At 35.1% G+C, this 23,657-nt stretch carries 21 protein-coding genes; 3 read left to right on the top strand and 18 right to left on the bottom strand.

Going from position 1 to position 23,657, the window contains the following annotated elements; translation table 11 throughout:
• Positions 1 to 7: 7 nt before the first annotated feature.
• The gene (locus BN3326_RS22905; protein WP_083258684.1) at positions 8 to 415 is read left to right on the top strand and encodes a DDE-type integrase/transposase/recombinase; all 408 of its coding nucleotides are present in this window, start codon (positions 8 to 10) and stop codon (positions 413 to 415) included.
• A 290-nt stretch (positions 416 to 705) separates the two neighbouring features.
• Here the strand turns inward: BN3326_RS22905 and BN3326_RS12010 are convergent, their stop codons facing one another.
• From BN3326_RS12010 to BN3326_RS11980, 7 genes are read right to left on the bottom strand one after another with little or no spacing between them, the layout of a single operon-like run.
• The gene (locus tag BN3326_RS12010) at positions 706 to 2,337 is read right to left on the bottom strand and encodes an L-lactate permease (RefSeq protein ID WP_069999493.1); all 1,632 of its coding nucleotides are present in this window, start codon (positions 2,335 to 2,337) and stop codon (positions 706 to 708) included.
• A gap of 14 nt (positions 2,338 to 2,351) precedes the next feature.
• Positions 2,352 to 3,254, bottom strand: a complete 903-nt coding sequence (locus BN3326_RS12005) for an AEC family transporter (RefSeq protein WP_069999492.1) — start codon at positions 3,252 to 3,254, stop codon at positions 2,352 to 2,354.
• A 53-nt stretch (positions 3,255 to 3,307) separates the two neighbouring features.
• A complete protein-coding gene (gene kduD, locus BN3326_RS12000; RefSeq protein WP_069999491.1) occupies positions 3,308 to 4,066 on the bottom strand; it encodes a 2-dehydro-3-deoxy-D-gluconate 5-dehydrogenase KduD in 759 nt (252 codons plus the stop codon).
• Positions 4,067 to 4,123: 57 nt separating this feature from the next.
• Positions 4,124 to 6,187: a heparinase II/III family protein gene (locus tag BN3326_RS11995; RefSeq protein ID WP_069999490.1), complete on the bottom strand. Its 2,064-nt coding sequence runs from the start codon at positions 6,185 to 6,187 to the stop codon at positions 4,124 to 4,126.
• A gap of 52 nt (positions 6,188 to 6,239) precedes the next feature.
• Entirely contained in the window at positions 6,240 to 6,959 is a 720-nt protein-coding gene (locus BN3326_RS11990) for an SDR family NAD(P)-dependent oxidoreductase (RefSeq protein ID WP_069999489.1), read from the bottom strand.
• Positions 6,960 to 6,973: 14 nt separating this feature from the next.
• Positions 6,974 to 8,005 carry a zinc-dependent alcohol dehydrogenase gene (locus tag BN3326_RS11985; RefSeq protein ID WP_083258683.1) on the bottom strand — a complete coding sequence of 344 codons (1,032 nt, stop codon included), beginning with the start codon at positions 8,003 to 8,005 and terminating at the stop codon, positions 6,974 to 6,976.
• Positions 8,005 to 8,709, bottom strand: coding sequence for an RraA family protein (locus tag BN3326_RS11980; protein WP_069999488.1), 705 nt, complete (start codon positions 8,707 to 8,709; stop codon positions 8,005 to 8,007). Before BN3326_RS11980 ends, BN3326_RS11985 begins: the two co-directional genes overlap by 1 nt.
• A gap of 156 nt (positions 8,710 to 8,865) precedes the next feature.
• Here BN3326_RS11980 and BN3326_RS11975 point away from each other — a divergent pair, with 156 nt between their 5' ends.
• Complete coding sequence (locus BN3326_RS11975) at positions 8,866 to 9,669, top strand: helix-turn-helix domain-containing protein (protein ID WP_069999487.1); 804 nt, start codon at positions 8,866 to 8,868, stop codon at positions 9,667 to 9,669.
• 57 nt (positions 9,670 to 9,726) lie between these two features.
• On the opposite strand, the gene BN3326_RS11970 is transcribed toward BN3326_RS11975, so the two are convergent.
• The 9 genes from BN3326_RS11970 to BN3326_RS11930 form a co-directional block, all read right to left on the bottom strand.
• Entirely contained in the window at positions 9,727 to 10,125 is a 399-nt protein-coding gene (locus tag BN3326_RS11970) for a hypothetical protein (RefSeq protein WP_069999486.1), read from the bottom strand.
• Positions 10,126 to 10,149: 24 nt separating this feature from the next.
• Positions 10,150 to 11,607 carry a glycoside hydrolase family 88 protein gene (locus BN3326_RS11965; RefSeq protein ID WP_069999485.1) on the bottom strand — a complete coding sequence of 486 codons (1,458 nt, stop codon included), beginning with the start codon at positions 11,605 to 11,607 and terminating at the stop codon, positions 10,150 to 10,152.
• Positions 11,608 to 11,775: 168 nt separating this feature from the next.
• Positions 11,776 to 12,159, bottom strand: a complete 384-nt coding sequence (locus BN3326_RS11960; protein WP_069999484.1) for a VOC family protein — start codon at positions 12,157 to 12,159, stop codon at positions 11,776 to 11,778.
• A 58-nt stretch (positions 12,160 to 12,217) separates the two neighbouring features.
• The gene (locus BN3326_RS11955) at positions 12,218 to 13,516 is read right to left on the bottom strand and encodes a TRAP transporter large permease (RefSeq protein ID WP_069999483.1); all 1,299 of its coding nucleotides are present in this window, start codon (positions 13,514 to 13,516) and stop codon (positions 12,218 to 12,220) included.
• Positions 13,506 to 14,012: a TRAP transporter small permease gene (locus tag BN3326_RS11950; protein ID WP_069999482.1), complete on the bottom strand. Its 507-nt coding sequence runs from the start codon at positions 14,010 to 14,012 to the stop codon at positions 13,506 to 13,508. The genes BN3326_RS11955 and BN3326_RS11950 overlap by 11 nt, the downstream gene beginning before the upstream one ends.
• Positions 14,013 to 14,091: 79 nt before the next feature.
• Positions 14,092 to 15,189, bottom strand: a complete 1,098-nt coding sequence (locus tag BN3326_RS11945) for a TRAP transporter substrate-binding protein (RefSeq protein WP_069999481.1) — start codon at positions 15,187 to 15,189, stop codon at positions 14,092 to 14,094.
• A gap of 181 nt (positions 15,190 to 15,370) precedes the next feature.
• Positions 15,371 to 16,885 carry a response regulator transcription factor gene (locus tag BN3326_RS11940; protein WP_069999480.1) on the bottom strand — a complete coding sequence of 505 codons (1,515 nt, stop codon included), beginning with the start codon at positions 16,883 to 16,885 and terminating at the stop codon, positions 15,371 to 15,373.
• Positions 16,885 to 18,321 (bottom strand): sensor histidine kinase, encoded by a 1,437-nt coding sequence (locus BN3326_RS11935; protein ID WP_069999479.1) that lies wholly within the window; start codon positions 18,319 to 18,321, stop codon positions 16,885 to 16,887. The genes BN3326_RS11940 and BN3326_RS11935 overlap by 1 nt, the downstream gene beginning before the upstream one ends.
• Before the next feature lie 102 nt (positions 18,322 to 18,423).
• Positions 18,424 to 19,230, bottom strand: coding sequence for a helix-turn-helix domain-containing protein (locus BN3326_RS11930; protein ID WP_069999478.1), 807 nt, complete (start codon positions 19,228 to 19,230; stop codon positions 18,424 to 18,426).
• A 222-nt stretch (positions 19,231 to 19,452) separates the two neighbouring features.
• Between BN3326_RS11930 and BN3326_RS11925 the strand changes: the two genes are divergently transcribed.
• Positions 19,453 to 20,601 (top strand): hypothetical protein, encoded by a 1,149-nt coding sequence (locus BN3326_RS11925; protein WP_069999477.1) that lies wholly within the window; start codon positions 19,453 to 19,455, stop codon positions 20,599 to 20,601.
• A 78-nt stretch (positions 20,602 to 20,679) separates the two neighbouring features.
• Here the strand turns inward: BN3326_RS11925 and BN3326_RS11920 are convergent, their stop codons facing one another.
• Both BN3326_RS11920 and BN3326_RS11915 read right to left on the bottom strand, forming a co-directional pair.
• Positions 20,680 to 21,090 (bottom strand): endosialidase, encoded by a 411-nt coding sequence (locus tag BN3326_RS11920; protein WP_069999476.1) that lies wholly within the window; start codon positions 21,088 to 21,090, stop codon positions 20,680 to 20,682.
• Between the two features lie 99 nt (positions 21,091 to 21,189).
• Positions 21,190 to 23,637, bottom strand: coding sequence for an ATP-dependent Clp protease ATP-binding subunit (locus BN3326_RS11915; protein ID WP_069999475.1), 2,448 nt, complete (start codon positions 23,635 to 23,637; stop codon positions 21,190 to 21,192).
• Between the last annotated feature and the right edge of the window lie 20 nt (positions 23,638 to 23,657).

Below are 23,657 nucleotides of genomic sequence, written 5' to 3'. Positions count from 1 at the left end.
TTGTAGTATCCTCGATCTCTATGATAGACGCATTGTTGCATCTTTAAATAGCAAATATATCGACAGTAAACTAGCAATTGATACCTTAGCACTTGCCTTAAAGAAACATAGTCCAAAACCTGGTCTTTTACTCCACAGCGACCAAGGTTCGCAGTTTGCCTCTCAAGAGTTTACAGCTTATTGTAAAGAAAATGCTATCGTCCAAAGCATGAGTCGCGCTGGTTGCCCTTATGATAATGCAGCTATGGAACGATTTTATAATACATTCAAAAACGAATATATATGTCGGTACTATTTTAAAACTGATGAAGAGCTTAACCTTGGTACACAGGATTATGTATTTGTTTGGTACAATTATACACGCCCACACTCTTATAATGGTGGGATACCTCCCTCAAGGGTAAGATTTAGATAGCAAACTCACCAATGGTATTACAATTTTGCTTGACCATTACATACCATTATGCCTATGAGAATTATAAGTTATAAAAAAACATGTATGAATCTTTTCTATTCATACATGTTTTTTTATAACTTATCTTCCTTATTTATTAACTATAAATACTATCTATGATTACTTATAGTAATTAACTTACAACCGTAGTAATATTATGAATATTTTATCAATATTAACATTGTGTTTCTTACAAGCTCGTAAAAGAGAAAAACTACTTTAACTAACTCTCTACCTCAAATAATTAATCTCTATCTAACGACTATATAGACTATTAGACTAACTAATACTGAATATAGAATCATGGGTAGTACTGTTTTTTTAATAATCTTCCCTTCACATCCAATTAAGCCAACAGTAGCACAAACAGCTACGATGTTATTAATGCATACCATGTTGCCTATACTTGACCCAACCATTTGTAACGCTACTATCCATTCTGATTGAATACCTAATAATTGTGATGTTTGGAATTGTAGAGAAGAGAACAAAATATTTGAAACAGTCGATGACCCTGAAACAAAAGCACCTAATGCCCCTATTAGCGGTGCAATAAAAATATAGAATTCGCCAGCTAAATCGGCTAGTCCACTTGCCATTACATTAAGCATAGAGGGCATTTGTGCAGTATTGATGTGTGAATTCAACATGAGTTGCACTAAACCAACACCAAAAATTAATGCTATGGCAGCTCCTTTAACTTGCATAAAGGATTCTGCCCAAGCAATTTGAATAGATTTTTTTGACATTTTGTGTAGGGCATGAGTTAAGATAGCCACTAACATAAAAGGTACTGTGCCAGGTAAATAGGCCCATTTTAATATATAGCGCTGTTGTATGTTAAAAAATGCCGGAAATGTAATTGTCATATTATTGAGTATTTCTTTTAACCCCAAAAATGGAATACGTGTAACAACTAATATAATAGCAATAATGATATAAGGTGACCACGCTTTTATAGGCGACATTGAGGCTTTCGTAACACTTGAAGTTTCTGTGGCAGCAACTTCATCCACATATTCACTGATAAATGTCTTATCAAAACCCCAGTGATCTTTAGGAACTAAGAACTTTCTTTTTGAAGCAATAATAACAATGACTAGTCCAATAAGTGAACCTATCAAAGATGGTAATTCAGGTCCAAATAAATAAGCAATAATATAATAAGGTATTGTAAATGCAAATCCAGCAAAAATAGCAAAAGGCGCTGCTTTAAGAGCGGGTTTAAATGATTTGCTCTCACCAAATACTTTTGTTAATATCAATAACGCCACGAGTGGTAGAAAACTGCCAATCATAGTGTGGAGTAGTGCTGCTTTAGTTGCAGTATTTGTTATAAAGGGTTCAACCAATATATTAGCTGCCTGAAGATCATTACTCAAAGTTGACATAGCACCAAAAACAGGGGTGCCAACTGCTCCAAAAGTTACAGGTACAGAATTCATAATAAGCGCTACAATTGCAGCAGCTATACTTGGAAAACCCAGACCTACTAAAAGAGGTGCTGCGAGTGCTGCAGGTGTTCCAAATCCAGCAGCACCTTCAATAAAAGCTTCAAATAGCCAGGCTACAATAATGACTTGTACGCGTTTATCATCGGATATCGTGCCAAACCCTTTCTTAATAACAGCTAATGCACCTGAATGTTTCAATGTATTAAGTATTAAAATAGCCCCAAAAATAATGATTATAACATCTATCGCTTTTAAAGCACCATAAATCGAATACCCTATGGCATCCCCTACTCTCATCTTCCAAAAAAGCATTGTTATAAAGAAGGTCATTGCCCATGCTACTGGTAGTGCTTTTTTAGAACTTACATTAAATCCAGTCATCATGATAATAATGACCAAGATGGGTATAAAACTAATAAATGCGAGCATAAAATAATATCTCCTTATAGAAATTTAGTTAAAATGATAATCATGATCATGCTTATAAAAGTTGATACAAGTACTGCTTTGGACGCTAATTGCTCATCTCCTTTTTGATACGCAATGAATAAAGGGGATGATGCATGAACGGGCGCAAATACCTGAATAAGTAATACCCCTCTAACTGTTATTGAAACATCAATCTGTGAAATAAAAAGCATAAAAACAAAAGGCACTGCTATGCATTTAATAACTACAATTATCCATAACGCACTATCCCTTAGCCACTTTCGATTTGTTGATGCATAAAGACTTGTTCCTGTAATTATTAGTCCCATAGGTATTGTAATGTCTCCTAGTTTATCAATAGTACGAAGGGCAAAAACAGGTATTTGAATCTGGGTGATATTTGCCACAAGGCCAATGGCCATAGCCATTATACTTAAGTTTATTTCCAAGCTGTGTTTTTCTCTATTATGTTTAAAAAAGGATACACCTACAGACCACTTTAATATGTTTTGTATGACAACAAAAAGCGTCGCATGTACAATACCCTCATCTCCAAAAAGTGCATAGCAGATAGGATATCCCCAAAAGACTACATTGCCAAACATCGTACAATACCTAACTACAGGAATTGCCGCTTTACTTAATAGATTTCTTCTTTCAATAACCCAACCAATAACAAACGTTAGTCCGTAGTAAATGAAAACGCCTGCAATCATAACCAAAAGACTAGGTCCTTCTTTTAAAAAGTTAATTTTATAAAAAGAAGTAAAGAGTATAAGGGGGATCGTGACATTAATTATTAAGTTTCTTAATACGCTAATAATTTGTTCATTTAAAACCTTATATTTTTTAATAAAATAACCTATAACAAAATACAAGAATACTTTTATACCTTCGTATAAGATTGTATGTATCATATAGCGTTCACCCCTTAAATAAGAAGAGGCGATCTATGATCGCCTCCAAAGTATTATCTTGCTAACCAACCACCATCAACAGCCAGTGTATAGCCATTTACATAATCAGATGCAGCAGATGCTAGGAATACAGCAGGTCCTGCTATATCATTTGGTGCGCCCCATCTGTTTGCAGGAATTCTATCTAATATCGCCTTATTACGATCTTGATCTGCTCTTAATGCTTCTGTGTTATTTGTTGCCATATAACCTGGTGCTATGGCATTAACATTGATATCAAACTTAGCCCATTCATTAGCCATAAGTCTAGTTACGCCCATAACCCCACTCTTACTTGCTGTATAGGATGGAACTCTTATACCCCCTTGGAAGGATAACATAGAAGCAATGTTAATAATCTTCCCACCAGTTTTTTGCTCCATAAACTCTTTAGCTACAGCTTGTGAAAGGAAAAATAATGATTTGATGTTAACATTCATAACATCGTCCCAATCTTGCTCTGTAAAGTTGATAGCATCTTCTCTTCTAATAATACCTGCATTATTAATCAGTATATCTACCTTTCCATAAACTTCTTTTGTTTGAGCTACAATATCTTTTATTGGATCAGTAGTCATTAAGTTAGCTTTTATTGCAAGATACTTTCTGCCTAATGCCAGAACCATTTGTTCTGTTTCTGGTGCATCAACATAATCTACGCCTACAATATCTGCTCCTGCTTGTGCTAAACCAACTACCATACCTTGTCCTAAACCAGTACTACACCCTGTAACAATTGCTACTTTTCCTTCAAGACTAAAAAGTTCTTTCATCCTTCTACCTCCATGAGTATATTTTTTTTATGAGTTTATGCTACTATTTATATACATTTAGAATGTATACTTAATACCTAAGTGATTACTATAAAACACCTTGTCCTCTTCAAATAAGAACTGCTCCTTACCACCATCTTTTTCAATCGTCAGTTCAAATTTTTCATACTTTTTGTAAGACTCTTGATTATGACCTAATGCTTTTCCTTGTACTTGTGGTTTTACTTCGTCTTTTTCTAATGGATAGATAACATAAATGTAATCTATACAATCAGCATCTTTATCATTTGGCACTAAGTTAATTCTCTTAACTGTTCCCTTAGAACCTTCTACTTCCATGTTAGGGAAGATATGATAAGCGGTATGCAGTCTACCGTCCTCTTCTTCAAAATCTACTGCTTCATTTGTGAAGAATTGTACCATTAAATCTGCTTTTGGCCTTTTAACCATAATTTGATTATCTTTAGCTAATAAATCTAGCAAACCATCTCTATTGTTAAAATTAAAACCACTGTAAATAGTGCCCTCTTGACTCCCTTTACTTACTTTATCTCTAATGACAAAATATCTTTTATCAACAAACCATATTTCTCTTGTAAATTCTTTGAGATAAGGTTCATAACATTTTCTGCCATCACTTGCAACATAACTAATGTAATTATTAATATTCTTACCTACTATTTGAGCTTGATTATGTGTTGAAACATGCTGTACAGCCTCATCATGAAGCATCCCTTTTTCAGCAAATTTTAAGGATTGATCTTTCTTATCAAGGGTAATTGTATTATGACTATACGTTTTTCTATCATATCCATCATGACTAACGCCACGATAACAAGAATGGCCAGGATCAACAATAAAATATTCGCCCTTAGCATATAAACTAAAGCTATTTTTATCAAAGTGTTCATGAGACCTTGAGCGTCCCCCTCCACCACTTTGAAGTTGTAAAACAATATCTTTGCCATCACCACTTAGTCCATCCCAGCTGTCTCTAAAAAATACATAGCCAGTGTCGTGGAAAATTCTATCAGTCGGCAAGCCATATACTTCCGGTGAAACTTGAGGTGTGGTTTCCTCGTGTAGTGCAAATAATAAACTATTACACTCATGCCATACATAATGTAACGATTCTTTTGGCTTCGCAAGATCTTTCATTAAGTAGTGTTCCATATACCACTGTGCTACTGGATTCTTAAAATAGTTAGCAAATAATAATACTTCTGGTGCTTCCATTTGAAACTGCATTGGGCAATCGTATGTGTTAACAGCAATGGCTACCTTCTTATCATACTCAGGTTCTTTATATTGCCCTACTTGATTATAGATGGCCCATTCAAAGGCTCTGGCTAACCATGGCGATTTTTCTAAGTCCTCATTACGTACTTGTTTTAAAGACCAAATTGCTAAGAAAATACAGTTCATTGGGTAAGCCCAGTAGTGATAAGCTTCTCCGTAACTGCCATCCGTTTCAGTCTTTTGAATCCATAGATTTAATGCATGTTTAGCTAAGCTTAAATCTTCTTCAACAGGCATTTCACCTTCTAGTACCAACAATAACATGAGTAGTGCTGTACTAATAACACACAAGTGGTTCATTACCCACTTCTCAGATTGAAATCTAGTTGAGTTTCTAAGCAGAGGATATGCATATTCTTTAAGCATTTTTTTAACTTTTTGACGATAACTCTCATCTAAAAACTTGTAACACCAATCATATACTGTTACAAGTCCCATTGTAATTTGTGCTGTTTCAAGTTCACCAGCAAACAGTGTTTCTCCATTATAATTAATTGTTCTTGGTCTATTAGGATATTCAGGACCTTGCCAAAAGTTCAGATCTTGTTGATCTAGATAATCAATATATTCTTTAACCGCAGTAATATAATCATGTCGTTCTGTCAAAAGCGTTAACATCCCTAAATCCATAGCACGGTTTCTGGCATAATACCAGTAGGTGAAAGTATCTCCATCACATATTAAATGCTTGTGTTTTACAATGTTATCTGAAGCTTTTTTCATTTTTTTATAAATATGCTTATATTTAGGATTGTTAGCTTTTTGTTTTATAAGTTCTATATTTTCTTCTTTAAAAAAAAGGCCTTTTGCTAGCTTACTCATTATGCGCTCCTTTCTATATAAGTCATACCTGGGTATGACTTATGAGATAGATTTAGTTGCCTTTAAACATTTCAAATGATTCGAATGCGAGATCTGTAATCATAACATGTGAATTACGTGTCATAGTAAAAATAAGGGCTTCTGCCATATCTTGGACTTGCATAAATTTATCATGGGGTACTTTTCGGTCTCCCCAAAACGCTGTGCTAATGCCACCTGGGTTAATGCTAGTCACACGAATATTTTTAGATTTTAACTGTATTGCCAATCCTTTTGAAAACATAACCACTGCAGCTTTAGCTGTACAGTATATAGGTGCATTGCCATTAGCATTTTTTGATGCCATAGAACCAATATTAATAATAAGTGGTGAGTTTTCAGTATGGGCGTATTGTACAAAATGCTTTGACATCAAAAAGCTTCCTTTTACGCTGACATCCATTGTTGTATCATAATCTTCTTCGCTCATTTCACTGATTGCGGCTGGTATACTTACTCCTGGAAGATTAAGTAAGATATCTAACGATCCAAAAGTATCATATGCAAAAGCTAAAAACTCTTTAACAGCATTCTCTTTTGTAACATCTACCAGATGATAGGCTGCTTCACATCCTTGTGACTTAAGATTTTGGGCCATTTCTTTTATACCCTCTTCAACAAAAGATCCAAGTACTACTTTGGCACCCATGGCACCTAACATCTTAACAACTTCTCTCCCAACACCACCATCAGCACCAGGAATTACAACAACTTTTCCTTTTAAATCTACCATTTACATTCACCTCTTTACATTTTGATTAATATTTTACCCATGTTCTCTCCAGCCTTCATTTGTTTGATGCCTTCTGGTAATTCAGCAAGAGGTTTTAGGTCCGTTATTAAAGCTTCTATATTATATTCCTTCTTAATTCGTGGAAGTAATTCTACTGCTCTTTTGAAATGGTCAAAAGAATATACTCTGCTGCCAACCACTGTTAACTCTTTAAAAATACATCTAAGCACTGGGAACTCTGGATTTTTTGATGGAAAACCAACTGGTACTATAGTTCCTCTGATTTTACATGCTTCTGGAGCAAACACTATCCCTGGTTGAGAACCTGAAACCTCAAAGACAACATCAAATCCTTCTCCGCCTGTTAATTCTGCAACTCTTTCTAAAGCATTTTCTTTAATTGGATTAATGATAGTATTAAATCCGAAAGATTTAATAAATTCTATACGATTATCATTAATTTCTGAAAAAACGACTTCTTTAGCCCCTGATGCCATAGCTACCATACCTGTAATAATACCAATAGGTCCGCCTCCAATAACTAAAACGGTATCGCCCGTATGAATGCCTGCTCTTTGATTAACATGAAAACCTACTGCAAAAGGTTCTGCTAAAGCTGCCTCTTCATCTTTAAGCTCATCTGATAATTTTATTACTTTTTTTGTATCAACCTTTACATATTCACTAAAACCACCATCTGTATGAATGCCTAATAATTTTAATGATTTACAGACATGCCAATGCCCATTGCGACAAGCTTCACATACACCACAGCTAACTAATGGCTCCACAACAACTCTATCGCCTTCTGAAAGATTAAAACTTTCACCCTCTATTTTTTCCACTGTACCCATAAATTCATGGCACAATACAACAGGTGGTTTAGCTGTTGGATGATGTCCTCCATAGATGTGAACATCTGAACCACATATACCTGCATATTTCACTTTAATTAAGCATTCTCCCTCGTTTAATTGAGGAATTGGTCGTTCTTGAAGCTCTAATTTTTCCCACTCTGTTAATACATATGCTTTCATGTTATTCATTAAAAATACCCCCCTCTTTTAACAACTTCACTTGGTAACATTCCTGATAATACCCATTCTTTTATTTGTCTTTCATTACGTTTTACTTCTTCTGAACGTACTAATACTTCATAAGCCACTTCTCTTGGTACAATAACGATACCATCTATATCCCCAAAAATTATGTCTCCCGGGTAAATTGTAACCTTCCCAATTAAGATTGGTTTTTGATAAGTATGTATTCTAAAACGGCCTAACATACCATTTGATGTCTTATATTTGCAAAACACTGGAAAATTAAGACCTAGTACTTTATCAGTATCTCTTACGCCTCCATCTACAACAGCTCCTCTGCATCCTCTAAGCTGTGAAGCCATTGTCATAACTTCTCCCCATTGCGCTGACTCATCATCACCACAGGTGTCCCAAATACTGATAGACTCAGGCTCAATAGCTTCTAGCATCTGAGCTCTAAACTCCATCTCATTTTCTAATGTTAAATCTTTTGATCCTTTAACGGTGAATGCAATACCTGCTAACTTCATATCATCCGTTAATGGTGCAATACTTGGTGGTAGTGTTTGATAAAGATATCCCATTTCTCTTAGAACATCATTAATTGCTCCACCAAATAAATCTTCATAACGATCACATAACTCTTTATCAGATATTGGAAATGGTTTTATTTCCTTATTCTTACCTAAACTTTTTAACTTATCTTCCATAATTTCCTCCTTGGATTTAATGATTGATATAATGTAATTATAGTCTTCATCAAGCTATATTTGAATGGATTATCGGAACGAGTATTTGTACTATTTACTTTTTTATGCTATAATTAATAAAGCTATATATAAAGAAAAAAAGTAGGAGGCGTGTATATGGATAATCAAAATAGTCTCTATGATTTACAAGTATCAAGTATCAGTCGTGTTGTTGAGATACAACCTGATCCTTCCTGGTCTATTACTAATCATTGTAATGATAACCAATATACGCTAGGCTATGCGATTCGTGGAAGAGCCGCCTATTCTCTCCCCGAGGATATACGCTTTAACGTTTCACAAGGCGATATACTTTTTTTTAAAAAAAATATGATTCATTCAGGTAAAAGCGATCCAGAAAACCCCTGGCACTTTTATTCAGCAGTTTTTGATCTAGATATAAGGGATCCTAGAACAAATGAAGCTATCAATCAAATACCTACATTATCTAAAATTTCAAACGAAACCATGTTTTATTCTTTAATCAAACAGCTCCATCACGCATGGGTTGGCAAACGCTCTTATTCTTTAATAGCGTGCCGTTCTATCATCATGCAAGCCATGATAACTCTACTTAAAACGACCGAATCTGCAGGCATAAACCCCACTCATTATCAAGCAGTAGAAAATGTTATTACGCTGCTGCAAAACGACTTTACCCAAAGATATAGCAGTGAACAGCTCGCGCAACTATGTGGTCTGAGTTACTCTTATTTCAGAACGCTTTTTAGTAGAATAACTGGCATGTCTCCTACACATTATCAAAACTCAATTCGTATCAATAAAGCTAAAGATTTATTGTCAAATGGAGATTGTAATGTAACAGAGGCCAGTCTCAGCGTTGGTATAGATGATATTTACTATTTCAGTCGGCTCTTCAAAAAAGTAACAGGCTCTACCCCTTCTTCTTTTATAAGATAAAAATAAAGAGAGGCATCTTATGTAACTTCATAAAATGCTTCTCTTCTATGTTTATATTTACTCCATACCTCTAATTTGACTCTTGAAATATTCTAACTGTTGGGAATTAATTTCTATAGTACGGCTATCTGTTGTATCCACGTTTTCAGCAATCAGTATTTTAGAATTTTCTTCAAGTATAGCCGCATGCCATTCTCCTGCTTCTACCACAAAAAGAGTTTCTTTTTCTAGTCTTCTAACCTTAAAGTTCCCAGGCTCTTTTTCTTTTCCACCTGTTATCATGTAAGCCACTCCACATAATAATGTAAAAACTTCATCTGTTGTATTATGCTTTCCTAAACTTTTCAAGGTATCAATAGCATTATGAGTACAAGGGAGAAGTACAGCTAATCTCCAGCTATTATAATCTTTTAATGGTGTATAGCCAACACCTTCTATCTTAATAATATTTGACATTTATACTCTCTTCTTTCCAATCAATTATGATTCTTCCATTTCTATCCTGTGAAGCGTTCCAACTAATTGCCCATAAAGGCCATTTGCCATCTGAGATATAACTCTATAGCCACTTCTTTGGAGATATTCTCCATTTTTGTTAGACTGTGAAACACCCGCAAGCCATCCATCAACCGTCAAATAACCTTCCAATGCTTTTGCTGCTTTTTTTGCTATATCAAGCTCTTCCACCTCCAATAAACCAGCATAATAGCCTTTTGCCATAGCTGCTGCAATACCAGCAGTTGCTGATGTATCTACCAAGGTACTTGCATCGTCAACAAAGCAATACCACATACCATCATTTGATATCAGTCTTTTTAAAATATGAATAACCTCAACAAAGTCTTTTTTTATCTGTTGCGTCTTTGCTTGTATAAGAGGATGATCTACATAAGTACCAAGAGCCATTAATGTTTGAATTTGTCCTAGAGTATACCAAGTATACGCTCTCCCCCAATTCTTAAAGGTTCGATCCCCATTCATATAATATCTTAAATAGATTGAGCCTTCGTCTCTCAAATAAGCCATTCTATTCATAACCTGTTGAACTGCCATTTCTGCAATAGCTATATCGTTCTTAATGACTGAAATAACGGCCAATGGGTATGCAATAGTATAACTTCCTTCTGCCGAGATCATCTCTTCATCTAGTACCATACCTTCATTATTGATAAATTGCTTCAATTCCTCTAAAAACCAATCTATTTTGGGATGTCTGCTATCGGTTTTGCCTAGAATCGCAAATGGCAGCATGCCTTCAATACCATACATTTTTTCTAATATGGGTTGGCTTCTAGGATTCTCATAACTTAGACGCTCTTTATGATCTAAAAAAAGTTTATAATGATCATTGATACATTTAACGACTTGTTGCCCACCTAACATAGACTTTAAATCGTAGATACCGTCCATCACACAACCTTCCATCCATCCAAAAAGCTGAATAGAGCTCCTTGAGCATAATGTTTTTATCATTTCTTTCTGATTGCCTATATCACAATTTGCAAACATAAGGTGACAGTTCAACTTTTGATTCATAGAAAAATGACTACTTGTATCATTGAAAAAGTAGATATTTGAAGTACCTTTGATCATCCTTATTGCAATACCTTGGTTCATCACCTTTTGGCACTCATCCTTAGGTATTTTAAGCTCAAATGGTTGGAATACAACACCATATCTAATATCTATCATACCCAAAATAGATTCTGTATCTGGAATTGAAACCTCTAAGATTACATCTTCTCTTATATCTATGGCTATGGTTAGTCTTAGATATACATATGGAGCATCAACTTTCATATTGTCAAAAAATAAAATCGTCTTTTCTCCATTAGCATTAATAGACGTTGTGGGCCAAGAAAAAGGTGCTCTCTTTCCTACTGGTACTGGCATATTGTTTCCAAAGCTTTTTTTAACGTAACTATAGCCATACTCCATTTTAACCTCCTTAATAACCATTATTACTATCAACTTAATAACTTCTAAAATATCCTAAATTTGCTTAATTAATTTTTTCACATCTAATTTTATATCGGAGACTCCCCTTAGCAAACAGGGGGATAATTTGACATATATATTATTAGATATTTAAGTTTAACTCTTTATCTAATAAGGTACATCTTCATTGCGTTCAACTATGTGAAATAGATTTCCCTCAATATCATAAAACAAACCGAGTTTAAAAGTATCTTTCAGTACGATTTCTGCCGCAGGCTTTACATCCTTATCCAATAACCTTTGGTATTCAAAGTCGAAGCCATCCACTCTTATGGCCAAATGGCGTATGCCCTGAACGTAATTATCATAATCCTTTTCAATATTCTCTTTAGCAGGGTAGATTTCTATATATGCCCCATGACGGTCACCTATAAAAAAAACAGTGTCATTAATATTTTTTAGCACCTCCATATTTAAAGTGTCACAGTACCAATTTGCTAATACATTTGGTGTCTTTGCTGCTATGCCCACATGGGCTATTCCTCGTATCATTATATCTCCTTTCAGTTGGGTATACCCCCTCAAACAGGGTGGATTTTTTTAATTTTCACTATCTCCCTAAAACTAGGTTTGGTAAGAATGTTGATATTGCTGGCACATATGTTAAAAATAAAAGTACACTAAACATAAGTACATAGAACGGTACCATAGACCGAGTCAGCCTTCCCACTTTCACACCCGAAATGGCAGAACCGATATATAAAACCCCTCCTACAGGTGGTGTCAAAAGACCCATACCAAGGTTTAACACCATAACCACACCAAAATGTACCAAGTCAACTCCTAAAGCTGTTAAAACTGGTACTAATATTGGCGTCAGAATCAATATAATGGAGCTCATACTCATTACCATACCAAGTAACAGCAATACAATATTCAACAATAACAAAAGCACTATTTTATTGCTTGTCAGAGCCAACAAACCACTGGCAATCATCTTTGGTATTCCTAAATAGGTGACTGTCCACCCAAAGGAATAGGCTACAGCAATTAGAATCATAATTATTGATAAGGTTTTAACTGTTTTTGTTGCTATCTTATAATAATCTTTAATACTCATATCCTTATAGATCCATACCGATACAACGAAAGACCACAAGACCGCAATGGCTGCCGATTCTGTCGCTGTCATGATGCCTCCACTAACGCCTAATACTATAATAACAATGGTCATGAGTCCAAACATAGCTGTCCATCCTGTTTTTAAAACACGTTTTAAACTAAATTTTTCACTTTTAGTATAACGATTTTTACGCGCAATGTAATAACTATAAACCATCAAGGCCAAACCAAGAAAAACACCAGGTACTAATCCTGCAAGAAATAGTGCCCCTATAGATACACCACCTGCAGTTACCGCATAGACAACCATATTATGACTAGGGGGAATTAACATACCTTGAACCGAACTTGCCATTGTAAGACAGGTAGAAAACTCCTTGTCATAGCCTTGTTCTGTCATCATTTCAATTTCTATAGGACCTAAAGAAGCTGTATCGGCCGCGGCAGACCCGGATATCCCACCAAAAAACATTGATGCCAAGACATTTACCATTCCTGCACCACCATGTACCCACCCCACCAATGCTTCTGCAAAATGTATGAGTCTTTTAGAGATGCCTCCACCACTCATCAATTCACCGGCCAATACAAAAAACGGTACTGCCATAAAGGTAAACACTTTGGTACCAGATATCATTCCTTGGAAAACAACTGAAATAGGTAATTTAAGATAAAGCATTGTTATGATAGTAGCGCCACCCATGGCAATACCAATACCCACTCTTAAAACCATAAGTAATGCAAATGCTCCTACAAGTAAAGTAATGGCTATAATCTCAGTTGACATTTCTAGACCTCCTTACATTTTCAATAATCAACACTATACTAGCTATCATCATAAAAACACCAGATACTGGAATAGCTAAATACAAAAACCCTTCAGATATCCTAAATGTGGACAGGATATTAGAGGAAGTCAATTTAACTAACTCCACCCCATATGAAATCATAAATACTGAAAAAATAATGTTTACCAATGCAGATAAGTATTGAAAATACTTAATTTTGTCTGCTGCTACTAAAACATCCATAAGCTCCATTTTTATATGAGCGTCATCACGAATCGAAAGGGATATACTAAGCAATGAGAACCACACCATACAAAAGAGTGCAAATTCTTCTGTGCCACGGGGTACATAATTGAAAAAATACCTTCCGATTATCATGATGATAATTGATACAACTTGAAGGGTTAGAAAAACTACGCAGAATAGATTGACCATTGCATCTAGTCGATCCATTATTTTGCTGATATTTCCTTGTTCTTTTATGTCTTCTTCCACTGTTATTCCTCCTTAATAAATATAAAATAGGATGAGGCCTAATTTTTGCATAGGTAGGTCCCATCCTGACTCTATTGCTTTATTTCATTTCTTGTATTTTTGCAATCAGTTCTTCAAAACCAACACCATGTTTATCATAAACTGGTTTCATTGCTTCAACCCATTTATCTCTATCTGTTAAACGAATAACTTCCACACCTTCTGCCTCTAATTTAGTAAGCATCTCTTCTTCTGTTTCTATAATCTTACTTTTAGTTGTTTCTGTTGCTTCTGTCCAACTCTCAGCTAGGACCTCTTGAACTTCAGGTTGAAGTTTATTCCAACTCAACTCTGAAAACAGAACCACCAATGTATTGTAGGTATGTTCGTCTAATGTAAAGTATTTGGTAACTTCATAGAACTTCCCGTTATAGTATCCTGCTGTTGGTTGCTCTGCACCGTCCACTACACCTGATTGTATCGCTGAATAAAGTTCTGCAAAAGCTGTTGGTGTAGGGCTTGCTCCCAACGCTACTGTCATATCACTATCCATTTCATAAGGCTGTACACGAAGCTTCATGCCTGCAATATCTTCCAGTTTTCTAATAGGTTTATTTTTTGCAGTAAAGAAGTTTCTAGCGCCATCCTTGAAATATCCAAAACCTTTTAATTTTACATTCCCACCATCTACTTTTTCCAAGAGACTATCTCCAATTTCACTTTCTAACACATTCCAACGATGTTCAAAATCTCTAAAAATATAGGGTAGTACAATTACACTCATTTCTTTAATGCCCATATCCACCAAGCTGGCTGGTTGAGTCATACTCATATCAAGTGCACCTACTTGGAGAGATTGAGTCATTTCCTTAACGCCTCCAAGTTGTGATGCTGGAAAAACCTCAACGGTAACATTGCCAGAAGTTTTCTCTGCTACTCTTTTTGAAAAGTCATTCATGGTTTCTACGATAATACTTCCTTCAGCACTTGTAGATCCAAAGCGCAAAGTTACTTTTTCAAATTCAAAAGCTGGTGCTTCAACTACCTCCTTAGGTGCCTCGGCAGGTGCTTCCTTTTCTACAGTCGTAGTGGCATTCTTATTACTAGGTTTTTCACTAGTTGCACATGCCGTTAATGTCATAATACCAATCATCATCATTGCAATAATTTGAATTAGTTTTCTAAAATTAGATTTCATATCGTTCCTCCATTTTTTTGTTTATTGTGTGGTTCCATAGATAAATAATAGCATTTCAATAGTTTAATGTATACGCAAATAACTTGTCATTTAAGAAAATTTATTGTTATATTCACAACAACATCACAAAATAAGAGGCATGATTAAGTGCATATTGCACAAAACACGCCTCATTTCAATTCTATTTTTTAAAATCTTTTGGTAAAATCCCAAAATACTTATGAAAAACCTTACTGAAGTAATTGGTATTATGATACCCTACCATCTTTGAAACTTCAGAGACGTTATTACCACCTTGTATAAACAACAATTTTGCTTTTTCCATCCTGACCTTGATGACATACTCCTTAAAATTAACGCCTTCTACTTTCTTAAAAGTTTTACTAAAATGAAAACTTGAATACCCTAATGCCTCTGCTATATTCTCTAGCGAGAGCTCTTTGTCCAAATTCGTCTTGATATATTCCTTTGCTTGTTCAACAACCCTCGAAACCACATTTCCTCCATCCGCTTCAAATTCTTTAGAATATAGGAGAATGAATTGTTCAATAATACCAACCAGCTCATCCATAGTTTCGGCTTTCTCTAGTCTAAAATCAATAGCATTTTTCTCTATAGTACTCTTACGACGTCCTGTAATCTGAAATATATAGCGATCAATACCTCTCCATAAATAACTGAAGTAAGCCTTATTTTTGATTAATTCCCCTTTATTGGTACTGTTAACCATTCTGGATAAATCCATGATTATTTGGTGTGTTTTCTCTCTATCTCCACCTAATATCTGTTCATATAAATTATTCTCAAGTATATAGATTTCCATAACTTTCTTACTCTTGAGGCCTTGTTCAATTTCTACTGTATTGACTTTCTCTTTAAGTCGTTGGTAAACAAAAGGTAATCCATTTATATCCTCTGTACTTTCACTGCTCATCTGTACATCTTGAACGTTAACACCTGGTAACAAAGATACAACCCCCTCAGGAATCTCATAGTTTTTATATCTTTCAGAACGCTCTTCGACTCGAATACCTACAATATCTCTCTCTAAAACACTACACACGATACCAGGAAAAGCACGCTCCATCTCCATTTGAATTGCCTGTATTTGATGCTCTTCAATCAGTAAGTTTTTACTAATTCTATACAGCACACATCTAAGCACTTTTTTGCCTATTGAAAAAAAATCATTATATAGTTCATAGGACCACTTATCAAAAAATCGCCCCGATATCATATAGTAGAGTATTTCTTTTTTTAAATACTTATCAATTTCAAGCATTTTCTTTTTCTTAGCGTTCTCATTAATACTATCTTTATTTTTTGCTACAAGTTTTTCATCCACTCTCCTGATGATTTCGTATAGTTTTTCCGAGTTATAGGGTTTTAAAAGATAATCCATTACATTTATCTTAATGGCTTGCTGAGCATATGCAAACTCATTGTATGCTGTCAATATGACGATTTCTACGTTCTGATCTATTTCACGAATTTTTTTCGCCGCATCCAAACCAGATAACACTGGCATTTCTATGTCAATGAAAATCAAATCAGGCCGGTGCTTTCTAAACAATAGTACCGCATCTGCACCATTATCTATTTCGTAAATTACTTCTGCCGGTATTTCCGACCTACTGATCAGTAATTTTATAGCCTCTCTTTCAAAATATTCATCTTCTACAATTCCAATTTTCATTAAGAAACACTTCCTTTCATTGGAATCCTTATCAAAACTGTTGTACCTTCATCCCTTACACTATTGTAGGTGACTAGGCCATCTTCTCCATAGTAATGATGCATACGCAATTTAACATTTTCTACGCCAATGCTTTTTTCTTCTTGTCTTATCTGGATTGATTCACCTCTATTGATTGTATCCAATAAGGCTTTTTCAATACCTTTACCATTGTCTTTGATACAAATCATAACAGAATCAATCTTCTTGGAAATCAAAATTCCAATAACACCACCTTTTGTAACACTTGACATGCCATGTATGATTGCATTCTCGACGATTGGCTGCAGTATCAAAGGTGGTATTAAGACCGATTCAAGTTTTATGCTTGAGTCTACTTCTAGATTAAACACCAGTTTATTCTTGAATCTCAAACGTTGAATACTCAAATAGGATTCAAGTGCATCCAGTTCCTCTGATAAATTTGCTGTGTGTGCTTCACTACGCATACTATACCTCATGATATTAGAAACCGACTCAACAAGTTTGATTGTAGATTCTGTATCTTCAAGTAAAGCTGTTCGACCAATGGTGTTTAATGTATTAAATAAAAAATGAGGGTTAATCTCCATTTGAAGTGCCAACAACTTTGTTTCTTTTATCGTTTTATCTTTTTCTGCGTTATGAAGCTTTTCTAAGAAGTAATTTCTTTCAATTTCAGCTTTTTCCGCTAGTTTCTCTATATAGTTTTTTATATTTAACTTCATCATATTAAAGGCTAATATGATGTTATTTATTTCATAAAACCGACTTTCATCTATATCTGCCACGTCCCAATTACCTTCAGCAAGTATGAGAGCATTTTTCGACACATTTTCCATGTCCAAGAGCATATCTCCACCACGTCTTAAAATCCATATACTAATGAGTACAAATGCTATAAGCAAGATACCATTTCTTACCATAACAATTTCTCTATAACGTATAAGAACGTCCCTGTAATGCAAACTACTATATTTTAAGTAAGAGAGTGCGAGTTTTTCCGCCTGTAATATTAAAAATTTAGTCTGGGTCTTTATACCCATTTGCGGGTTATAAAAAGTGTTAAATATGTTTGCATTATTTTCGCCTTGCGCAAAAGAATCAATATTCCGATACATGTTGGATAATGTTCGAAGATAAAATCTGTACTCGTCACTTCCAGAAACACCGTCAAATTTTTTAAGTGTATCCTCTAATATCTGCGCATGACTTTGATATTTTTCAAAGGCTCCTTCCCGATTGAAAATAATATAATTTTCAAGCTCAATATCTAGGATTTGTATAACAAAGGGTAACTGTGACAACTCCACACCTTGCTCAACAAAGGCGTCATACTCTTTGATAATTCTATTTTCTTGAATAGCTCCAACCAGAACAGACCCAGCAAACAAGGTCAGCATTAAAAGCCATAGCATGATAAAGCTCCTGGTGGACTTTATTTTTTTGTTCATATAGAGTAACCCCTTTCATGACATATAATTCCAATCAAATCTTTTCTTCGATAATCATTATGCGTATTATCTTTTTAAATACTCCGATGGACTTACTCCTGTAAACTTCTTAAATAAGTGACTAAAGTAGAATATATTATTAAAGCCTACCTGTTCTGCTACTTCAGTCACATTACACTCACCACTTAGTAGCAGATTTTTAGCTTTGTTTATTTTTACCTGATTTTGATATTGAGTCACTCCAAACCCTGTAATATCTTTGAAAATCATACTAAAGTGGGAATAACTTAAATCCGCTGCTTGTGCCAATTCTTCTACGGAATAATTTTTAGAATAGTTTTTTAGGATCATATCACAGATATCATTTATTGTATGTGCGTGTGGTGTAGAATGGCCCTGTTGGGTCTTTTGACTTAATATGATATATAATATCTCCATAATGATACTCCGACATTTCAACAAATAGTACGCATTCATTCCCGACCAGATATGATCTAGTTCTTTGAAAAGTACTGACATTTGTGCAAAGTCACTACTTCTTAAGATGTTATCAAGTCCATTAATCATATTTTTTGAATATTCATTTTTAAATACAATATCGAAAGTAGTAGAAATGAAAGACCAGGGCTTTTCGTGGTTACTCTGAACACTATGCATCTGAGCCTTTTGAAAGAAAATAATATCTCCTGTTTGCAAACAGTACTGCATATCGTTAAAGCGATACAAACATTCTCCTTTAATTGTAAGAGCAAGAACATAGTGATCAGGGTGCGAGATATTTTTAAAGTGCCAGTTGGGGTTAGGTCCTCTTTCAATAACATGTCTGATATCGCTTACTATAAGGTCACAGTATTCATTTTGACTTTGTTGCATAGTTTATCCCGTCCCTCTCAGCGCCTCAAGGCTCATAAATTTATAGTACTTATTATATAAGACTCCAATATTGATGTCTACCCTACAAGTTACTAACCTTTAAGGAAATTATATAAAAAAACAGGCTTTTGTTAATGTACATCCTCATTTATTAAAGCTATTATTAAGATATGTTAAACATAAAAAAATCAAATAAATGTTTTATTACAGGAGGTATATCAAATGAAAGCAAAAAAAACTGAGGGCTATCTTAGAGTCAAAAGAACATCATTAAATTACGTAAATACTATGAAGTTGGGAGATACGCCCGGAGTATATATGAAGGAAAAAGGCGAAAATTCCCCCAGCCTTTATGGCTCCTACCATGCGCTTCACATTCTTGATATGTTTGGTGAACTTGACAAATACTCGGAAGAGGACTTAGATCAATGGGCATCCTTTTTTCTAGAAAAACAATGTGAGCAGGGATATTTCTCAAATAACCCTAGTGATTTTAAAAAGGTGAGGACTTTAAGAGAGCTTGACCCAGTGCTACATAATACACGTGGTATGATATGGGCACTACGCATACTCAAGAGAAAACCTAAACGTCCTTTTAAATTTATGGAGTCTGCACTGAATGCACAGGTTTTATACGACTGGGTTAAAAGCTATGATTGGAGTAATTCTTGGGCTGCTGGAAACCAGGTGTGTGCTATCGCTACAATACTTTTTGCAATGCGTGACTGGTTTGGCGTTTCAGAAGTGGATAAAATTATGAAGGAAGGTATGTATCCTGCACTTGAGGAGCTATTAGACGCAAATACAGGATACTGGGGAACACAATTGGGATCTGATCTTTTAAATGCTCAGTTTGGCACCATCCACATAACGCCTATCTATTTTGCTCAAGGGTGGCCCTTAAGAGCACTTGAGAGAAATGTTGACTCTACCCTAGCTTGTCAACTGCCTGATGGATCGTTCTGGCCAGGTGGCTCAGACTGTCCTGATTTTGATGGGGCCTATATGATGATAAACCTTGCCCAACTGACTGACTATAGAAAGGAAGATTTAAAAGAAGCTGCTAGAAAATATTTAAAGCATGCACTTACTCATGAAGACTTTAATGGCGTAGGATGGCTTCTGCATAGAAAAGACAGTAAGCCATCTGATTGGAAGCCAAGACCTCATTTTTTATGGGTAGATGGCGAGGATCAAGCCCGCGCAGAATTACGAGATGAAGATCCAGCAAGAACTCATATCATGTTAGGCTCATGGTTCTATCCTTTATCTATCGCATTAGTAGCATATATGCTTGGAGATACAGGCTATGAAGGCCCGTATAATCTAAATCCTGAATCACTGCATGAATGCAATGTGTGTAAATTCTAATTAGTGTACGCCTGTGTTGGGTGTACATTAAAAAAGTAGGTATAACTAAAAGTTATACCTACTTTTTTAATAATTATATTAAATCTTCTTAAGCACGATTGTCTGTGCCTCTTTTGTACAATCTACTGAGAAATTAACTTTCCCAGAAAGTGTTGACTTGATATTGCCTACAATAACATCACTGATGACTAACTTATACTCTGTATTAGATTCAAGTTCTAAAGTAACTTGTGAACTGCCACTGCCTTCTACTAAGAAACTTATTTCTTTATCAGTTATCTTAAAGTTATGAACAGCTGTTCCTGGAATGGATTCATAAACTAAAGCGCCATCTCTTTTGAGTTTTGTTACCTCACAAAAAGTTTTTGCTTTATATAATCTGCCATCTACTTCGAAGTCTATTACTTTTGTTTTTTCTGGAAGCTCATAATTACCAAAGCTAAGAGCTCCATCGTTTTCCACTCTTATAATTTCATTAACAACAGCCATTGCTAAATCCTCCAATGTTTTATTACTTTATTAATCTCTTTATCTTTTTGAAGCTTATTCTTATTATACATGATTTAGATTAAAAAGTATATGGTAATCTTATTGTTTAATAAAGGTACATATTTCATTTTCTACATTTACAATAACTTTGTCGCCTTCCTTAATCTTCCCATCTAAAATTTCATCTGATAATCTGTCTTCTATATAGGTTTGTATGGTTCTTCTTAAAGGTCTTGCGCCATAAGCTTGATTATAGCCCTTAGCTGCAAGAAAATCTAAAGTCTCTTTACTAAGTTCTATTTCTATACCTATATTTTTACTAATTCTTTGTAATAATTTATTAATCATTACATCTGCAATATTTCTGATATGCTCTGTACTTAATGGGTGGAATACGATCATTTCATCGATACGATTTAAAAATTCTGGTCTGAAGATACGCTTTACTTCTTCGACAACATTTTTTTTCATATCCTCGTATGACTTAGCTGCATCTTCGTAAGATATAAATCCAAGTTTTTTAGGTTCAATAATATTTCTTGCGCCAATATTAGAAGTCATAATAATAATTGTATTTTTAAAATTGATTCTTCTTCCTCTTGAGTCGGTAATATGTCCATCATCAAGGATTTGAAGCAGTATATTAAAAACATCAGGATGAGCTTTTTCTATCTCATCAAAGAGTACAACTGAATAAGGCTTTCTTCTTACTTTTTCAGTAAGCTGCCCGCCTTCATCATAGCCTACGTATCCTGGTGGCGATCCAATAAGTTTAGACACTGTATGTTTTTCCATATACTCTGACATATCAATACGAATCATTGCATTTTCATCACCAAAAATCGCTTCTGCCAATGCCTTAGTAAGCTCAGTTTTACCTACTCCAGTCGGTCCAAGGAACAAGAAAGAGCCTATGGGTCTATTTGGATCTTTAAGTCCTACACGACCTCTTCTTACTGCTTTTGAAACAGCAGTGATCGCTTCATCTTGCCCCACTACTCTTTCATGCAGAATCTTTTCCATACTTTGGAGTCTTTCAAATTCTTCTTCCGCAAGACGTCTTACTGGAATATGTGTCCAGCTGCTTACTACATCTGCAATTTCATCTTCTGATACAATCTGAGTGTTTTTAGTATGTTTAGCTTCCCATTCAACTTTTGCATTGGCTATTTTTTCTTTAACTTGATTTTCTTTCTGCTTAATTTGTCCAGCCTTTTCATACTCTTCGTTTATAATAGCTTCTTCTTTTTGTCTGCTAAATTTGGCAAGCTCTTCTTCTAATTCTTTAATATTCGTTGGAGAAGTATAGGCTCTTAGTCTTACCTTGGATGCTGCTTCATCTAAAAGATCTATTGCTTTATCAGGCAGATAGCGATCTGCTATATATCTGCTGGACAGTTTAACTGCTGCTGAAATAGCCTCACTTGTAATTTGAACTTGATGATGTACTTCATACTTATCTTTAATGCCTTTTAGAATCTCTATTGTCTCTTCTTCTGTGGGTTCTTCTACTTGAACAGGTTGAAAACGTCGTTCAAGTGCCGCATCCTTTTCGATATGCTTTCTATATTCATCTAAAGTAGTAGCGCCTACAAGCTGTATCTCTCCTCTTGCTAAAGAAGGCTTTAAGATATTTGAAGCATCCATTGCACCTTCTGCTGCGCCTGCTCCAATAATAGTATGCAGCTCATCAATAAATAAAATTACATCTCCAGCTAGTCTTACTTCCTCTAAAACTTTATTGATACGTTCTTCAAATTCTCCTCTATATTTAGTCCCAGAAATCATAGAAGATAGATCTAAAGACACAACTCTCCTATCCTTAAGTAATTCAGGAATAGTTCCTCCAACTATTTTTTGAGCGAGTCCTTCGACTACAGCTGTTTTACCAACTCCCGGTTCACCAACAAGGCATGGGTTATTTTTAGTCCTTCTTGAAAGGATTTGTACAACTCTTTCTATTTCTGCCTCTCGGCCAATAATAGGATCAAATTTTTCTTCTCTGGCAAGTTGTGTAAGATCCCTGCTATATTTATCAAGTGTAGGTGTGGTTGACTTTCCTGGTTTGCTGTCTTGTTTTGAAGTAGCAAAACTCACATCTGTTTTTTGACTACCGCCAGTGAGCATATCTCCGAGAGCGGTGAGAAGTTTGTTAGTGTTAACACCCAATGACTCTAGCAACTTGACAGCTACGCAGGTTTTTTCCTTTAAAACAGAAATAAGAAGATGTTCTGTGCCTATCCCTTCCGTTCCTAGTTGCTTTGCGAGCTGAGAACTCACTTCAAAAATCCTTTTAACTCTAGGGGTAAAGTCTTTTGGCGTAACGAGTGTCGTTGTGCCCATACCTATTACCTCTTTAATTCTGTCTAGCAAATCCTCTTCATTAACGCCGTATTCTTCCAGTGCTTTTTTAGCCACTGACTCCTTTGCATGAATAAGACCTACTAGTAAATGCTCTGTCCCTAAATAGCCATGTTTAAACTCCATCATAATTTGTTCCGCATATTCAATAGCCGCTTGGGCTTGTGATGTAAATTTCATCTCCATCCTAACTCATCTCCTTTAGT

This window comes from Cellulosilyticum sp. I15G10I2 (assembly GCF_900095725.1).
Classification (GTDB): Bacteria; Bacillota; Clostridia; order Lachnospirales; family Cellulosilyticaceae; genus FMMP01.
The sequence above is the reverse complement of the archived record's forward strand: the minus strand, read 5'-3'. Positions and strand labels throughout refer to the sequence as shown.

Excerpts from the sequence above, each read along its gene's own strand:
- BN3326_RS12010 (WP_069999493.1), bottom strand. The coding sequence starts at position 2,337 with ATGCTCGCATTTATTAGTTTTATACCCATCTTGGTCATTATTATCATG.
- BN3326_RS12005 (WP_069999492.1), bottom strand. The coding sequence starts at position 3,254 with ATGATACATACAATCTTATACGAAGGTATAAAAGTATTCTTGTATTTT.
- kduD (WP_069999491.1), bottom strand. The coding sequence starts at position 4,066 with ATGAAAGAACTTTTTAGTCTTGAAGGAAAAGTAGCAATTGTTACAGGG.
- BN3326_RS11995 (WP_069999490.1), bottom strand. The coding sequence starts at position 6,187 with ATGAGTAAGCTAGCAAAAGGCCTTTTTTTTAAAGAAGAAAATATAGAA.
- BN3326_RS11990 (WP_069999489.1), bottom strand. The coding sequence starts at position 6,959 with ATGGTAGATTTAAAAGGAAAAGTTGTTGTAATTCCTGGTGCTGATGGT.
- BN3326_RS11985 (WP_083258683.1), bottom strand. The coding sequence starts at position 8,005 with ATGAATAACATGAAAGCATATGTATTAACAGAGTGGGAAAAATTAGAG.
- BN3326_RS11980 (WP_069999488.1), bottom strand. The coding sequence starts at position 8,709 with ATGGAAGATAAGTTAAAAAGTTTAGGTAAGAATAAGGAAATAAAACCA.
- BN3326_RS11975 (WP_069999487.1), top strand. The coding sequence starts at position 8,866 with ATGGATAATCAAAATAGTCTCTATGATTTACAAGTATCAAGTATCAGT.
- BN3326_RS11970 (WP_069999486.1), bottom strand. The coding sequence starts at position 10,125 with ATGTCAAATATTATTAAGATAGAAGGTGTTGGCTATACACCATTAAAA.
- BN3326_RS11965 (WP_069999485.1), bottom strand. The coding sequence starts at position 11,607 with ATGGAGTATGGCTATAGTTACGTTAAAAAAAGCTTTGGAAACAATATG.
- BN3326_RS11960 (WP_069999484.1), bottom strand. The coding sequence starts at position 12,159 with ATGATACGAGGAATAGCCCATGTGGGCATAGCAGCAAAGACACCAAAT.
- BN3326_RS11955 (WP_069999483.1), bottom strand. The coding sequence starts at position 13,516 with ATGTCAACTGAGATTATAGCCATTACTTTACTTGTAGGAGCATTTGCA.
- BN3326_RS11945 (WP_069999481.1), bottom strand. The coding sequence starts at position 15,189 with ATGAAATCTAATTTTAGAAAACTAATTCAAATTATTGCAATGATGATG.
- BN3326_RS11940 (WP_069999480.1), bottom strand. The coding sequence starts at position 16,885 with ATGAAAATTGGAATTGTAGAAGATGAATATTTTGAAAGAGAGGCTATA.
- BN3326_RS11935 (WP_069999479.1), bottom strand. The coding sequence starts at position 18,321 with ATGCTATGGCTTTTAATGCTGACCTTGTTTGCTGGGTCTGTTCTGGTT.
- BN3326_RS11930 (WP_069999478.1), bottom strand. The coding sequence starts at position 19,230 with ATGCAACAAAGTCAAAATGAATACTGTGACCTTATAGTAAGCGATATC.
- BN3326_RS11925 (WP_069999477.1), top strand. The coding sequence starts at position 19,453 with ATGAAAGCAAAAAAAACTGAGGGCTATCTTAGAGTCAAAAGAACATCA.
- BN3326_RS11920 (WP_069999476.1), bottom strand. The coding sequence starts at position 21,090 with ATGGCTGTTGTTAATGAAATTATAAGAGTGGAAAACGATGGAGCTCTT.
- BN3326_RS11915 (WP_069999475.1), bottom strand. The coding sequence starts at position 23,637 with ATGGAGATGAAATTTACATCACAAGCCCAAGCGGCTATTGAATATGCG.